13 protein-coding genes are annotated in these 14,606 nt (G+C 67.7%); 5 read left to right on the plus strand and 8 right to left on the minus strand.

The features are described 5' to 3' along the window. Positions 1–49: 49 nt before the first annotated feature. From VH569_RS02240 to VH569_RS02260, 5 genes are all read right to left on the minus strand, one after another. Positions 50–754 carry an ABC transporter ATP-binding protein gene (locus VH569_RS02240; RefSeq protein ID WP_109048004.1) on the minus strand — a complete coding sequence of 235 codons (705 nt, stop codon included), beginning with the start codon at positions 752–754 and terminating at the stop codon, positions 50–52. A 12-nt stretch (positions 755–766) separates the two neighbouring features. Continuing rightward, entirely contained in the window at positions 767–1,591 is an 825-nt protein-coding gene (locus tag VH569_RS02245) for an ABC transporter ATP-binding protein (RefSeq protein WP_423313685.1), read from the minus strand. Further along, a complete protein-coding gene (locus VH569_RS02250) occupies positions 1,588–2,535 on the minus strand; it encodes a branched-chain amino acid ABC transporter permease (protein ID WP_423313687.1) in 948 nt (315 codons plus the stop codon). The genes VH569_RS02245 and VH569_RS02250 overlap by 4 nt, the downstream gene beginning before the upstream one ends. Positions 2,536–2,548: 13 nt before the next feature. Then, positions 2,549–3,424 carry a branched-chain amino acid ABC transporter permease gene (locus tag VH569_RS02255; RefSeq protein ID WP_109048007.1) on the minus strand — a complete coding sequence of 292 codons (876 nt, stop codon included), beginning with the start codon at positions 3,422–3,424 and terminating at the stop codon, positions 2,549–2,551. Between the two features lie 251 nt (positions 3,425–3,675). Next, the gene (locus VH569_RS02260; protein ID WP_423313690.1) at positions 3,676–4,842 is read right to left on the minus strand and encodes an ABC transporter substrate-binding protein; all 1,167 of its coding nucleotides are present in this window, start codon (positions 4,840–4,842) and stop codon (positions 3,676–3,678) included. Positions 4,843–5,282: 440 nt separating this feature from the next. On the opposite strand from VH569_RS02260, the gene paaX reads away from it, so the two are divergent. The 4 genes from paaX (at position 5,283) to VH569_RS02280 (ending at position 9,290) form a co-directional block, all read left to right on the plus strand. Further along, on the plus strand, positions 5,283–6,227 hold the full coding sequence (paaX, locus tag VH569_RS02265; protein ID WP_395459142.1) for a phenylacetic acid degradation operon negative regulatory protein PaaX: 945 nt from the start codon (positions 5,283–5,285) through the stop codon (positions 6,225–6,227). 131 nt (positions 6,228–6,358) lie between these two features. After that, complete coding sequence (locus tag VH569_RS02270) at positions 6,359–6,844, plus strand: BLUF domain-containing protein (protein ID WP_423313693.1); 486 nt, start codon at positions 6,359–6,361, stop codon at positions 6,842–6,844. Between the two features lie 253 nt (positions 6,845–7,097). Continuing rightward, the gene (locus tag VH569_RS02275; protein ID WP_423313695.1) at positions 7,098–8,126 is read left to right on the plus strand and encodes a hypothetical protein; all 1,029 of its coding nucleotides are present in this window, start codon (positions 7,098–7,100) and stop codon (positions 8,124–8,126) included. Positions 8,127–8,237: 111 nt separating this feature from the next. Then, complete coding sequence (locus VH569_RS02280; RefSeq protein WP_423313697.1) at positions 8,238–9,290, plus strand: 2Fe-2S iron-sulfur cluster-binding protein; 1,053 nt, start codon at positions 8,238–8,240, stop codon at positions 9,288–9,290. A 15-nt stretch (positions 9,291–9,305) separates the two neighbouring features. Here VH569_RS02280 and VH569_RS02285 read toward each other — a convergent pair whose 3' ends face one another. The 3 genes from VH569_RS02285 to VH569_RS02295 all read right to left on the minus strand — a co-directional run bounded on the left by VH569_RS02285 (position 9,306) and on the right by VH569_RS02295 (position 13,895). After that, positions 9,306–11,390, minus strand: coding sequence for a methyl-accepting chemotaxis protein (locus VH569_RS02285; RefSeq protein WP_423313699.1), 2,085 nt, complete (start codon positions 11,388–11,390; stop codon positions 9,306–9,308). Positions 11,391–11,704: 314 nt separating this feature from the next. Then, positions 11,705–12,721 carry a fumarylacetoacetate hydrolase family protein gene (locus VH569_RS02290; RefSeq protein ID WP_423313701.1) on the minus strand — a complete coding sequence of 339 codons (1,017 nt, stop codon included), beginning with the start codon at positions 12,719–12,721 and terminating at the stop codon, positions 11,705–11,707. Positions 12,722–12,770: 49 nt separating this feature from the next. Next, positions 12,771–13,895: a homogentisate 1,2-dioxygenase gene (locus VH569_RS02295; protein ID WP_423313703.1), complete on the minus strand. Its 1,125-nt coding sequence runs from the start codon at positions 13,893–13,895 to the stop codon at positions 12,771–12,773. Between the two features lie 158 nt (positions 13,896–14,053). On the opposite strand from VH569_RS02295, the gene VH569_RS02300 reads away from it, so the two are divergent. After that, complete coding sequence (locus tag VH569_RS02300) at positions 14,054–14,599, plus strand: MarR family winged helix-turn-helix transcriptional regulator (RefSeq protein WP_423313705.1); 546 nt, start codon at positions 14,054–14,056, stop codon at positions 14,597–14,599. Positions 14,600–14,606 lie beyond the last annotated feature (7 nt).

Raw genomic sequence — 14,606 nt, forward strand, 5'->3', positions numbered from 1 at the left:
GGCGTGTGTCCGTTGAAGTGTCGCGGCGGTGATCGGATACGGGACTCTATCACAGCCCCAGATAGGCCTGTCGCACCCGCTCGTTGCTCAGCAGGGCGGCACCACTGTCGCTCAGTACGATCTCGCCGGTCTCGATCACATAGCCGCGGTCGGCGATGGCGAGTGCCGCATGGGCGTTCTGCTCGACCAGCAGGATGGTGGTGCCCTCGCGCTTCAGCCGCTGCACGGCGTCGAAGATCTCCGCGACCAGCAGCGGTGCCAGCCCCATGCTGGGCTCGTCGAGCAGCAGCAGGCGCGGCTTCGCCATCAGCGCGCGGCCAAGGGCGACGATCTGCTGCTGGCCGCCCGACAGGGTGCCGGCCGGCTGGTCGCGCTTGACCTTCAGCACCGGGAACATCTCGTAGAGCCGGTCGATGTCGTCGTCCGGCTTGCCGCTACCCCGGCGGTAGGCGCCGAGGCGGAGATTGTCCTCCACGCTCTGCGGCCCGAACAGCTGCCGGCCCTCCGGCACCTGCACCACCCCTTCGGCGACGCGGCGCGACGCCTTCATCCGGGTGATGTCGCAGCCGTCGAAGGTGATGCGCCCGCTGCTGGCGGGATGGACGCCCGACAGGGTGCGCAGCAGCGTCGTCTTGCCGGCGCCGTTGGCGCCGACCAGCGCCACCAGCTCGCCCTCCCGCACGGTCAGGCTGGCCGATTTCAGCGCGTGGATGCGGCCGTAATGGCTGTTGAGGCCCTCGATCTCCAGAAGCATGGGTGGCCCTCCTTACGGTGCGGCGCCGAGATAGGCGGCGATGACGTCCGGGTTGGCCCCCACCTCCTGCGGCGTGCCCTCGGCCAGCATGCGGCCCTGGTTCAGCGCGGTGATCCGGTGCGAGATGCCCATCACCATCTTCATGTCGTGCTCCACCAGGACGATGGTCACGCCGCTGGCCGCGACCGTCTTGATCACCTCGTCGATCTCGCGGCTTTCGGTGGCGTTCAGGCCGGCCGCCGGCTCGTCCAGCAGAAGCAGCTTCGGCTCCGACGCCAGCGCGCGGGCGATCTCCAGGCGCTTCAGCGCGCCGTAGGGCATGGAGGAGGCGTCGGCGTCGACATACTTCTCCAGCCCGACATCGGCCATCAGCTGCACCGCCCGGTCCTTCGCCTCGCGGTCCTTGCGCACCAGCGAGGGGAAGCGGAACAGCGCCGGCAGCAGCCGGGTGTTCAGGTGCAGGTGCCGCCCCACCATGACGTTCTCCAGCGCCGTCATGTTGAAGAAGATCTGCAGGTTCTGGAAGGTGCGCGACATGCCGCGGGCCGCCAGCCTGTAGGGCGCCATGCCCGACACGTCGGCCCCGTCGAACAGCACCCGGCCGCCCGACGGCTTGTAGACGCCGGTCACAAGGTTGAACAGGGTGGTCTTGCCCGCCCCGTTCGGCCCGATGATCGAATGGATGTCGCCGGCCGCGATGGAAAAGCTGAGGTCGCCGATGGCGAGCACGCCGCCGAACTCGCGGCTGAGATGCTCCACCTTCAGGATCGGCGGGCCGACGCGGCGGGCCTGTGCGGTCATGTCCGGGGAGAGGTCTGTGGTCGCCAGCATCTTCATGCCCGCCTCCGCGCCGGAAGCAGCGCCGCCAGGGTGGGAAGCAGCCCCTTGGGCATGAACACCATCGTCGCCATCAGGATGCCGCCCAGCACGATCTGCTGGTAATCCTGGAAGATCGTCAGCGCCTGCGGCAGCAGCGTCAGCACCACCGCACCCACGACGGCGCCGAAGGTCGAGGCCATGCCGCCGAACACCACCATGGTGACCAGCTCGATCGACTTGAAGAAGTCGGCCTTGGCCGGGGTGATCAGGCCGGCGTAATGGGCGAACAGGCTGCCCGCCACGCTGGCGAACACCGCCGACAGCACGAAGACCAGCACCTTGAAGCGCGCGGTGTCGACGCCGACCACCTCGGCCGCCACCTCGGACCCGTGGACGGCGCGGAGCGCCCGGCCCATCGGGCTATCAATCAGGTTCAGCGACAGCCAGACCACGCCGACCAGCAGCACGCCGACCACCCAGTACCAGACCTTCTCGCCATACAGCTCGACGCCGAAGATCCTGAACGGCTCCACCATCATGCCGTCGGGACCGCCGGTCAGGCCGCTTTCGGTCCGCAGCACGATGGACACGATGATGCCGATGCCGAGCGTCGCCATGGCGAGGTAATGGCCCTTCAGCCGCAGGATCGGCTTGGCGACCAGGAAGGCCAGCAGTCCGACGAAGGCGGCGCCGGCCAGCAGCGCCACAATCGGCGGCCAGCCGTAAGTGCCGACCAGCACGCCGGACGCGTAGGCGCCGATGCCGAAGAAGCCGGCATGGCCCAGGCTGATCTGTCCGGCATAGCCGATCAGCAGGTTCAGCCCGACGCAGACCACGGCGTTGAAGCCGGCGAGGATGGCGATGTCGAGATAGAAGTTGTTGGGCAGGAAGGCCGGCAGGACCGCGATCACCGCGCCCAGCGCCAGAAGCCCGGTCAGCCGCCCGTGAAGGAGTGCGTTCATCGGAGATAAATCCTTACACCCGTTCGGTGCCGCGCTTGCCGAACAGCCCGTTCGGCATGAAGAGAAGGACAGCAAGGATGATGACGAAGGCCACCGCATCCTTGTAGGCAGACGAGATGTAGCCGGCGCCCAGCGCCTCGGCGATGCCGACGATCAGCCCGCCGGCAACGGCGCCCGGCCCGTGGCCGAGCCCACCCAGCACCGCGGCGGTGAAGCCCTTCAGCCCCAGCATGATGCCCATCTCGGTGTAGGAGAAGGTGATGGGTGCCACCACCGCGCCACCGACCGCGCCCAGCGCCGCCGACAGCGCGAAGGACGCCAGCACCACCCGCTTCACGTCGATGCCGACCAGCTGTGCGGCCAGCCGGTTGTGCGAGGTGGCGAGGATCGCCTTGCCAGTCAGCGTCCTGGCGAAGAACAGGCCGATGGCGACGATCAGCACGCCCGCGGTGCCCACCACCCACAGCGACTGCGGCTGCATCGAGGCGCCCATGATCTGGATCGGCGTCTCGCCCGAGAAGGCGTCCAGCCGCTTGAAATCCTTGCCCCAGACCAGCTCGGCGACGCCGCGCAGGAAGATCGACGCGCCGATGGTGATGATGATGAGCGTGACGGTGGAGGCGTTGCGGGCGCGTTCGACCGCGAATTTCGCCACCAGGACGCCGACCAGCATGGCGCCGCCGCAGCCGATCATGATCGCCAGCGGCAGCGGCACGCCCGACGCCGTCAGGGTGGCCGACGCCATGCCGCCGATCATGATGAACTCGCCCTGGGCGAAGTTGATGACGTGGCTGGCGTTGTAGATGATCGAGAAGCCGAGCCCCGCCAGCGCATAGATCGCGCCGATGGTCAGCCCCGACAGCAGATATTGCAGCAGTTCCGCGAACATCGTTGGGTTCCTGATGTTCCCCCCGCGCACAACTCCCCCTCTCCCCCCCGGGGAGAGGGTCGGGGTGAGGGGGATGCGTGGAGTGGATTGAACGGGGAGCTACGGCGTCGCTTGTCGAAAAAAGCCACGCTGTGCATCCCCCTCACCCTAACCCTCTCCCCGCTTTCGGTGGACCGGAGGTCCGCCTGTCGCGTCAGCGCAAACGAAGTTTGCGCGTGAGCAGGGGGAAGAGGGGATCCAGGCCGCGCTCGTCACTTCACCAGCGCCCAATCGCCTTGGCGGACCTCCACCATGTGGAAGGCGTCCAGCGTCAGGCCCATGTGGTCCTTGGCGCTCATGGTCACGGTGCCGCCGGTGCCGACATAGTCCTTGGTCTGCTCGATGGCGTCGCGCAGCTTGGCCTTGTCGGTGCCGCCGGCGCGCTTCACCGCGTCCAGCGCGATCATCAGCCCGTCATAGGCATGGCCGGCGAAGGTCGACACCTCGGTGCTGAAGCTGTCCTCGTAGACCTTGGTGAATTCGGTCACGACCTTCTTCTGCGGGTCGCTGTCGGCCAGCTGTGCCGCGACGACCAGACCGGCGGCCGGCAGGCGCACACCCTCGGCGGCACCGCCGGCCAGACGGATGTATTCCTTCGACGCGACACCGTGCGACTGGTAGAGCGGCAGCGAGATGCCGAGCTGGCGGTAGTTCTTGGTCACCACCGCCGGCCCCTGGCCCAGGCCGAACACCAGCACCGCCTGCGCGGCCGCGTTGTTCTTGACCTTGGTCAGCTGGGCAGTGACGTCGGTGTCCTTGGCGCCGTAGGTCTCGTCGGCGACCAGTTCGATCCCGCGCTCCTTGGCGACGGCGACGGTCTGCTCGCGGCCCGACTTGCCGAAGCCGCTGTCCTCCGACAGCAGCGCCAGCTTGGTCAGCCCGCGCTTCTTCATGTCCTCCATCACCTTTTCCGCTGCCATGCGGTCGGTGTGGGGGGTCTTGAACACCCACTTCTTCACCGGCTCGACGATCACCACGGCGCCGGCCAGCGAGATGAAGGGCACGCCGGCGCGTTCCACCAGCGGCACCGCCGCCATGGTCGCCGCGGTCGTGGTGCCGCCGACGATCACGTCGACGCCGTCGCTCTCGATCAGCCGCTTGGTGAAGGAGGCCGCCTTGTCCGCGGCACCGCCATCGTCATAGACGGTCAGTTGCACCGGCCGGCCGCCGACACCGCCCGCCTGGTTGATGCGGTCGGCATACAGCTCCAGCACCTTCTTCTCCGGGTCGCCGAGGAAGGAGGCCGGGCCGGTGGCCGAGACGATGGCGCCGATCTTGATCGGGTCCGCGGCCTGGGCGGCCCCCGGCGTCAGACCGGACACCGCCGTCATGGCCGTCATGGCGGTGAAGGCGATGGTGGCAAGCAGGCGATTGCGCATGATGTCCTCCCAGTGCTGTCCCGCTTGTCGCCGGACCGGGCGGCGGCCCGATCCCGGCGCTGCGGAACGATTTGTCTCGCATAATGTTTCAAACGAAATGGTTTCGAAAGAAAAATTTCGGCGGGCGCAACCACAATCGAATTGCGGATGTTGCCGCCTGCCTCCCCTTTTCTTTGCGATCCCTCCGGCTTGGCGCCGGGAAACCGTCATTTCGTTTTATGACACAAATTTACTTTGATACGCCAACCTAGTGTATCACATTAATGATTGTCAAACGGAAAGTCCGAATTGCCTCCTATCGGCCGCCGCCCTGCTTTCCGCTCCCGGCCCGCGCTGCCGTGGCACTGGCCCAACCGGCCCCGGGTTTCGTATACAACTCCGTCGCGCCACCCGCTTCGACACACGACTCAAAGCCGCATCGATAAGGACGCCCCCTCCGCATGGCCCGCCCGCGCCGCCCCGAAGACCTTGCCGCCCAGCTGACCGAGACCATCGCGCCGCGGGCGAAGTCGCTGATCATCACCGTCTATGGCGACGCGGTTCTGCCGCATGGTGGATCGCTGTGGCTGGGCAGCCTGATCGAGTTGATGGGCCTGTTCGGCATGAGCGAGCGGATCGTCCGCACCTCGGTCTTCCGGCTGTGCAAGGACGACTGGCTGACCAACACCCAGATCGGCCGGCGCAGCTTCTACCGCGTCACCGAGAGCGGAAAGGAACGCTTCGCGGCGGCCGAGCGGCGGATCTACGCCCCGCTGGCCCGCGAATGGGACCGCGGCTGGGACCTGCTGATGGTGCCGCCCAACGCGCTGGATGCCGAGACGCGGGATGCCCTGCGCCGGGAACTGACCTGGCAGGGCTTCGGCGCCGCGTCGGCCACCGTCTACGCCCATCCCAACTGCGACGAGGCGGCGATGCACCGTTCGCTGGCGGAGCTGGGCGTGGCCGACAGGATCGTCCACATGAAGGCCAGCCTGGACCGGGCGGAGGGCTTCGGGGCATTGCGCGATCTGGTGCGCGGCTGTTGGGACATCGATCAGCTCGAACATGACTATGCCGCGTTTCTGGATCACTTCCGTCCGGTCTGGGCGGCGGTCGATGCCGCGGAGGCGCCGGACCCGGCGGCCTGCTTCGTCCTGCGCACGCTGATGATCCACGATTTCCGCCGCATCCTGCTGCGCGACCCGATGCTGCCGCCCGACCTGTTGCCGGCGGACTGGCCGGGACAGGAATCGCGCATGCTGACGCGCAACCTCTACCGCCGTCTCGCCGGCCCGTCGGAAGCCTTCCTGATGCAGGCGGCGACCACCGCCAACGGCCCCTTGCCGGAAGCCCAGCCCGCCTTCCAGAGCCGGTTCGGCGGGCTGGAGACCATTGCCGCCGGCTAATATAAGCATTCTTGGATCGGGCAATTCCCGCGTCCTGGGAGCAGTCACACCAAAACACCACACGTCAGGCCCAGAAAAAGACGATACAGTCGACGATCGTTCCCAATCGACCGAAGGCTGGAAAGCTGTCGATGCTGACCATCGTCTACCGCAGCGAGGCCATCGACCGGCTTCCCTACAGTGCGCTTGCCGACATCTGTCTGTTCAGCGCCCGCAAGAACTCTGAACAGGGCATCACCGGCTTCCTGGTCGAGTTCGGGGGCATCTTCCTCCAGGTTCTGGAAGGCGAAGCGGAGGTGGTGGACCGGTTGTTCGCCCGCATCGTCGTCGACCCGCGCCATCGCGACGTGACGCCGCTGCTGCGGGAGACCTCGGGCGAGGCCCCCGAATTCGGCTTCTGGGCGATGAATTTCGGCCCGCTCGACACGCCGACCTTCTGGCAGGCGATCTTCGGCACTCCGATGCGGAGCGAGGAATTCCGGCAACGGTCGCACGGGGTCGGGTTCGCGCGCGATGTGCTTAGCCGCGCCTACATGCATGCCTGCATCGTCGCCAATGTCGACCCCGCCGCCCGCGACTTGGTGCGCGGCAACATTCCCGTCCTCGTCCGGTCCTGAACACGGCCCTGCCCGCCGGGCATCCCGATACCCACCCCGCGATTTTTGTTGGTCGATCGAACGAATTGATCTGGATCAATTCATCGCCTTCCCACGCTTATGTTTTTAAAATCAATGGATTACCTGGGCATTCTTCCCGATTTAAAGCGATACACATATTGTTGATAGTGCTGTTTTTCTGTGTCATATAAAGACCACAGGGCGCCGATGGAAATGTGAGCGCCCGCCGAAATGCCCCGGAGGAAACGCCCCCATGTCCAAGGACTACACCCCCATCGCCAACACGATGGAGCTGCCCCCCGCCACGCCGCAGCCGAACGTCTACCCGCTGTCCTGGGTGTCGCAGACCAAGAAGCTGGAAGAGGTCTATGCCGCCGCCCAGCGCGAGAACTGGGACCCGGCCAAGCTGCCCTGGGACAGCTTCGACGTGTCGCGCTACAGCTGGGAGGAGCGGGAGGCCATCGCCTACTGGTGGACCATCCTGTCGGTGTTCGACGCCTCCGCGCCGCCGGTCTTCGCCCATGCCCTGATCAAGACCTACGAGGTGCATGAGGAGGACCCCGTCCGCCGCTGCTTCTTCTCGGTCACCCGCGACGAGCAGAACCACGAGCAGATGTGCGGCCTCGCCATTACCAAGCTTCTGGAGGCCACCAGCCCGCTGACTTACGAACCGAAGACCGATCTGGGCCGCCGGTTGCAGAAGAACGCCCACTGGCTCTACTACAATGGCGGGCGTTATTGGGACGGCTACAAGAAGGCGGTTCCGAAATACTCGCTGGCCGTGCTGTTCAGCTCCTTCCTGATGGGCGAGATCGCGGCGGCGACCATCTTCCACCAGATGGCGGCCGGTTGCAGCGAGCCGGTGTTCAAGGAGGCCTTCCGCAACATTGGACGCGACGAGGGCCGCCACATGGCGATCTGCATGTCGGTGATGGAGCGCGACTATACCCATCTGGCGGTGGAGGACCGCTCGATCATCACCAAGCAGATCCGTGCCGGCTACCTGTTCCTGTCCGCCGTCCTGTTCGAACCGCCGCCCCAGTTCTGGGATCTGCCCGACGACTTCATCGCCACCCAGCGCGAGGCCGAGGCCATCGCCCGCAACGCCGGCTTCCACATCCCGGATTACGAGGCGAAGAAGGAGAACTGGCGCAACGCCATGCTGAACCTGAAGGGCGTGCTGGACCGCTACGACATCCCGTTCCCGGCCATCCCCGAGGTCGGCATCACCGGCGAGGAAGTCCGGGACGTCGACATGGACGAGATCATCCCGGTGTTCTGAGCCAAGCCTGCCTGAACTCTTCCACCTCTCCCTGCCCTCTTTCGAGGGTCAGGGAGAGGGCATCACGTCTCCAATCCCGCCCATCTCCAATCCCGCCCAAGGATCCCGCCGGTGAGCCGCATCCGCCTCCACCCCTCGGGCCGCACGGTCGAGTGCCGTGACGGCGAGACCGTCCTGTCGGCGCTGGAACAGGCCGGCTACGCCCTGCCCAACAACTGCCGCGCCGGCGCCTGCGGCGAATGCAAGGTCAAGGTCCTCAGCGGCCAGTTCGACCAGGGCATGGTCCTGGACATGGCGCTGTCCCAGCCGGAGCGGAAGGACGGCTATGGCCTGATGTGCATGGCCAAGCCGATCTCCGACGAGCTGGTGATCGAATACGGCACCGCCGACGCCCAGCCCAAGCTGTTCCCGCCGCGCGAGAACGTGCTGTTCATCGTCACCGACCGCATCCCGCGCACGCCGCGCATCGTGGAGCTGCGCCTGCGCCCGCTGGGCCAGCCGCTGCGCTACTGGCCGGGCCAGTATGTGATGCTGGGCGATGCCGCCGCCGGTGCGCCGCCGCGCTGCTATTCCATCGCCAACGCGCCCCGTCCGGACGGCGAGATCGTGCTGCAGGTGACCCGCGTCGACGGCGGCCCGACCAGCGGCTGGATCCACGACACGCTAACGGTCGGCAGCATGGTCAAGCTGTCCGGCCCCTACGGCACCTTCATCGGCGACCCGTCGGTGGACAGCCCGGTGCTGTGCATGGCCGCCGGCTCCGGCCTCGCCCCCATCCTGGCGCTGACCGACGCGGCGCTGCGCCGCGGCTACCGCCCGCCGGTGACGCTGCTGTTCTCCGCCTGCACGCGGGCCGACGTGTATGAGCTGGGCCTGCTGAGCTACTGGCAGGCCAAATACCGCAACTTCAAGGTCAAGGTGACCCTGACGCGGGAGGAGACCGCCGGCCATCTGGCGGGACGCATCCCGGCCATCCTGCCCGGCCTGTTCCCCGACCTGTCCGGCCACGCCATCTTCACCGCCGGCAGCCCCGCCTTCGTCGACTCCTGCGTCGCCGCCGCCCGCGCGCTGGGCGCCAGGGACGACCAGCTCCACAGCGAAGGCTATGTCTCGCAGCACATCCCGGAAACGCTGCCAGCCGACCGGCTGATGGCAGTGGGATAACGGGAAACAGGCCCCTCAGGCCTTGCGGACACCGGCGATGAAGCCGTCGATCTCGCGGGTCAGATCCTTCGACTGGCCGGCAAGCGCGGCGGCGGCAGCGAGCAGCTGGTCGGCGGCAGCACCGGTTTCGCCGGCACCCGCCCGGATGTTGCCCATGCCGCCGCTGACCTCCTGCGCCCCATCGGCCGCCCGGATCACGCTGCGGGCGATCTCCTGGGTCGCCGCCGCCTGCTGATCCACCGCCGCGGCGATCCCCGACGCGATGCGGCTGACCTGGGCGATGGTCTCGTTGATGCCATGGACCGCGGTCACCGCCTCCTGCGTCGCATCGCGGATGCCCTTGATCTGGGCGACGATGTCTTCGGTCGCCTTGGCGGTCTGGTTGGCGAGGCCCTTGACCTCCGACGCCACGACGGCGAAGCCCTTGCCTGCCTCACCGGCGCGCGCCGCCTCGATGGTCGCGTTCAGCGCCAGCAGGTTGGTCTGGCCGGCGATGGAGTTGATCAGTTCCACCACGGCGCCGATCCGTTCGGCGCTCTCCGCCAGAACGGTGACCGCCTCGTCGGCCCGCTTCACGTCGGACACCGCGGCATCGGCGATGCGGGCGGAGTCCGCCACCTGCCGGCCGATGTCCTGGACCGAGGCGGACAATTCCTCCGTCGCCGCGGCGGCGGTCTGCACGCTGTCGGCGGCAGCGCTGGCGGAGGCGGCCACCTGCTCCGACCGGCCGAGGCTCTGGTCGGCGATGCCGGTCAGGGCGCGGGCGGTCGATTCGAGCTGCTGGGCGGACGAGGCCAGCGCCCCGGTCAGGCCGCCGACGCGGACCTCGAAGCTCTTCTGCAAATCGGCCAGAGCCGCGACGCGGACCTCCTTGGCGTGCCAGTCGGCCTGCTGCTGGCGGTCGAGCTCCTTTGCCCGAACCAGCCCCTCCTTGAACACCTCGACGGCGCGGGCCATGCCGCCGGCCTCGTCGTCGCGGTCGGCACCCGGCACCGTCACCGCCAGATCGCCGGCCGCCAGCCGGTCCATGGCGACGGTGACGGCGCTGACCGGCCGGGCGATGCCGTCGCCGACCTTCCAGGCCACCACGCAGCCCAGCGCGACGCAGCCCAGGCTGACCAGCACGATCAGGACGGCGAGCCGGTTCGCATCGGCCATCACGCTGGATTGCGGCGCCGCCACCATGAAGGACCAGGCCCCCTCCGTGCCGGAGAAGCGCACCGGCGCCAGCCGCAGATAATGCGGCGCCCCGGCAAGCATGACGAGGCCGTCGAAGGCGCGGCCCTCGGCGACGGCACGGCGGGCGGCCTCCGGCAGGTCGTCGGCGGTCTTCGACAGCCTGCCGTCGTCGGGATGGGCGACATAGAGGCCGGAGCCGGTCAGCACCGCGGCGAAACCGTCGCCATAGGGCTTCACCGAGCGGACAAGGTCGGTCAGGCCGCTCAACGCCATATCGACCCCGGTGACGCCGATCACCCGCCCCCCACCTGCCGTCCCGTCGATCACCGGCGCCGCGGCGCTGGTCATCAGCCGCTTGGTGAAGTCGTCGAGATAGGGCTCGGTCAGGACCGGCTTCCGGGCGGCGGCGGCCGATTTATAATATTCCTTCTCCTGTACGTCGGAGAAGGGATAGCCCTCGCTGTCGTCGGCATGGACCCCCTTGTCCCCCGGCAGCCACAGCAGGCTCATCCGGCCGGTCTTGGGCAGGCCGAGAATCTCGGTCGAGCGGTCATGGTCGGCGAACGCCGCATCCCGGCCGTCGAACCCATCGTCGGCCATGTCCACCCACACCCCGGCATAGAGCGGATTGGCGTCCGCCACACGGGCCAGGTAACGGTTCACCGTTTCACGCCGCGGGGTTCCGGTGGACCGTTCGACCTCCACGAGGGCCGCGGCGGCACGGGCGGCGTCGAGTGCGGCGGACAGGTCGGCGGCGACCCGCGCCCCATGGCGGTCCGCCATCTCGGCCGCCAGGGTCTGGGCGGCCTTGTGCCCGGCGTCGCGCGACAGGGTGAGCGACACCGCCGTCACCGCGGCGGCGCCCGCCGCCAGAACCGCTGCCACGCCGATGATGATCTTCGTCCTGAACCGAGCCTTCATGCCGCACGCCTTTTCCCGGTCCGCCAGATATTCCGGGCCAAATGTTCCGGAATGAACGCCAAGGCGGTGCCAAATAGGGGGTAAGGGGCGGCACTTTATAATCGATAACGGTTGGAAGGCACGTCAATTCTCATGATTTGACAATTGTCGGCGCAACCTTTGGACCGCTTCCGGACCAGGCGCCATGCCCGGGCGGTCAAGCGAGCGATATTGCTGCAACTGCGAAAAGGGTGCGCCGGCGGAGCGAAGAAGCCCCGCCGGCGCCATGTCCCACACCCAGGACAATGACAGGGCACCGGTGCGGAGGGGCCCCCTTACAGCCCGTCGTACCGCACCACCTGCTGGTCGATGGCGCCGAACACGCTGGCGCCGGCAGCGTCGAACAGCTCGATCCGCACCCGGTCGCCAAAGCGCATGAAGGGGGTCTTCGGCGCGCCCTGCTCGATGGTTTCGATCATCCGAAGCTCGGCAAGGCAGGAATAGCCGACGCCGCCGGCATCGACCGGCTTGCCGGGACCGCCGTCCAGCTTGTTCGACACCGTGCCCGAACCGACGATGCTGCCGGCCGCCAGATGGCGGGTCTTGGCGGCATGCGCGATCAGCGTCGGGAAGTCGAAGGTCATGTCGACGCCGGCATCCGGCTTGCCGAAGGGCTCGCCGTTCAGCGTCGTCACCAGCGGGCGGTGCAGCTTGGCGCCGTCCCAGGACTCACCCAGCTCGTCCGGCGTCACCGCGACAGGGGAGAAGCTGGAGGCCGGCTTGGACTGGAAGAAGCCGAAGCCCTTGCCAAGCTCCGCCGGGATCAGGTTGCGCAAGCTGACGTCGTTGACCAGCATCAGCAGCCTGATCTGCCCGCGCGCCGCCTCGGCCGAAACGCCCATCGGCACGTCGCCGGTGATGACGGCGATCTCCGCCTCGAAATCGATGCCCCAGGCTTCGGTCGCCGCCGGGATCGGGTCGGTCGGCGCCAGGAAGCTGTCGGAACAGCCCTGATACATCAGCGGGTCGGTCCAGAAGCTGGGCGGCATCTCCGCCCCCCGCGCCTTGCGGACCAGTTCCACATGGTTGACGTAGGCCGACCCGTCCGCCCACTGGTAGGCGCGCGGCAGCGGCGCGGCCGCCAGCGCCGGGTCAAAGGGCCGGCCGGAGGACGGATCGCCGTTCAGCGCGCGATAGGTCTCCTCCAGCTTCGGCGCCAGCGCCGTCCAGTCGTCCAGCGCCGCCTGCAGCGTGCGGGCGATCTCCGGCACCGGGACGGCGCGGGTCAGGTCGCGCGACACCACGACCAGGGTGCCGTCGCGCCCGCCCGCCTTCAAACTTGCCAGCTTCATTCGTCTCTTCCCTTCCTCGGAATCCAGCGTCCGGCGGCCTTAAGGCCGCTCATTTCGCCTTCCAGCTGTCGGCGTAGCCGCCCCATTCGACGCCTTCCATCGCCTGATAGACGTCGAGGGGATCGCGGGTGTCGATCATCACCGCGACCTCGTCGGTCTCCTTCCGCTCGAACTTCTGCGCCACCTCGTAGGCCTTCGGGTGCGGCCCGTGCGGGAAGCCCGAGGGGTGGTAGGTGACCATGCCGGGATGGATGTTGTCGCGCGAGAAGAACTGGCCGCGGTGATAGAACAGCACCTCGTCGAAATCCTCGTTCGAGTGATAGTAGGGCAGCTTCAGCGCCTCCGGGTCCGACTCGATGGGCCGGGGTACGAAGGTGCAGACGATGAATCGCCCCGCGATCCAGGTGCTGTGCGCCGAGGGCGGCAAATGGTAGCGGTGGCTCATCAGCGGCCGGATGTCGCGCCAGTTCAGCCGCACCGGGGCGAGGTCGCCATGCCAGCCCACCGCGTCCAGCGGGTTGAACGGATAGGTCATGGCGCAGATCTGTCCGCGCTTCTTCACCCGGACCAGAGTCTCGCGCTCGTGCTTCTGCGCCTGGAAGGCATCGTCCAGCGCCGGCACGTCCAGCACCGCCGGATCGAAGATGGCATGGGTGCCGACCAGCCCCTTGTGCGGCAGCTGGTAGGCGTCGTTGGTGGCCTCTACCATCAGCACCATCACCGCCTCGTCCGTCTCCAGCCGCCAGCAGGTGTTGCGCGGCAGCACGACATAGTCGCCCTCGCGCACCTCAAGATGGCCATAGTCGCAGAACAGGTGGCCGCCGCCCTGGTGGAAGAACAGCAGGTCGTCGCCATCGGCGTTGCGGACCAGATGCTCCATCCTGCCCTTGAAGCGCCACAGCCGCACCTGGGTCGCCCCGTTGCCCATCAGGGCCGGCGCCTCCAGCGGGCAGCCCGGCATATGGTCGACATGGTTCAGGTCGAAGGCGCGCGGGCGCAGCGGCCCGTCGAAGCTGGTCCAGCCGGTCGGCGGGTGGGCATGGTGCATCTGGGTCGCCGGGCCGAAGAAGCCCTCGCGCCCCATCTCGCGCTCGTAGGTGCCGGCAGGAAGCCGGACATGGGCCTGACGCGACGCGGTACCCTCGACCTTCGGAAACGAAATCCAGTTCTTCATGGCGCTTCCCCACTCAATGCCGCCGGGCGTTTCCGCATCGGGCGCCGGCAGGCTTGTTCCGTTGCCGCCATTTTAGTTTCGTTTGAAACTGTTGCAAGAGCCAAATTACAGCGCAGGATGGGGCACCCGCGACCCTCCCTACAGACGATGCGCCACCGATGCCGCCTGCCCGCCGTTCCCGCACCGCCTCCCCCAGTTCCGCATCCGGCCAGACGGATTTGCCGGCGCTGCATCTGACGCGCTTCCTGCCCTACCGGCTGTCGGTGCTGGCCAACACGGTCAGCCACACGCTGGCCAAGCTGTACGAGAAGCGGTTCGGCATCACGATCCCGGAATGGCGGATCATCGCCGTGCTGGGTGGCGGCGAGACGATGAGCGCAGGCGAGATCGCCCAACGCACGGCGATGGACAAGGTGCAGGTCAGCCGCGCCATCAGCCGCATGCTGGATTCGGCGCTGATCCTGCGCGAATCGGGCGACACCGACCGGCGCAAGGCCCTGCTGACCCTGACGCCCAAGGCGCTGGCGATCTATGCCGAGATCGTGCCGATGGCGCTGACCTACGAGGAAGAGGTCACCGACGCCCTGTCGATCGACGAGCGGGCGCAGCTCGACACGCTGCTGTCCAAGCTCCAGGCCCGCGCCGACCAGCTCGCCGCCCGCCCGGCGCCGGCCGGCGCGCAGGCGGAGGCGGCGGGCGAGTAAGGACGCC

It is taken from the genome of Azospirillum sp. 11R-A (genome assembly GCF_049472615.1).
Lineage (GTDB): Bacteria > Pseudomonadota > Alphaproteobacteria > Azospirillales > Azospirillaceae > Azospirillum > Azospirillum palustre.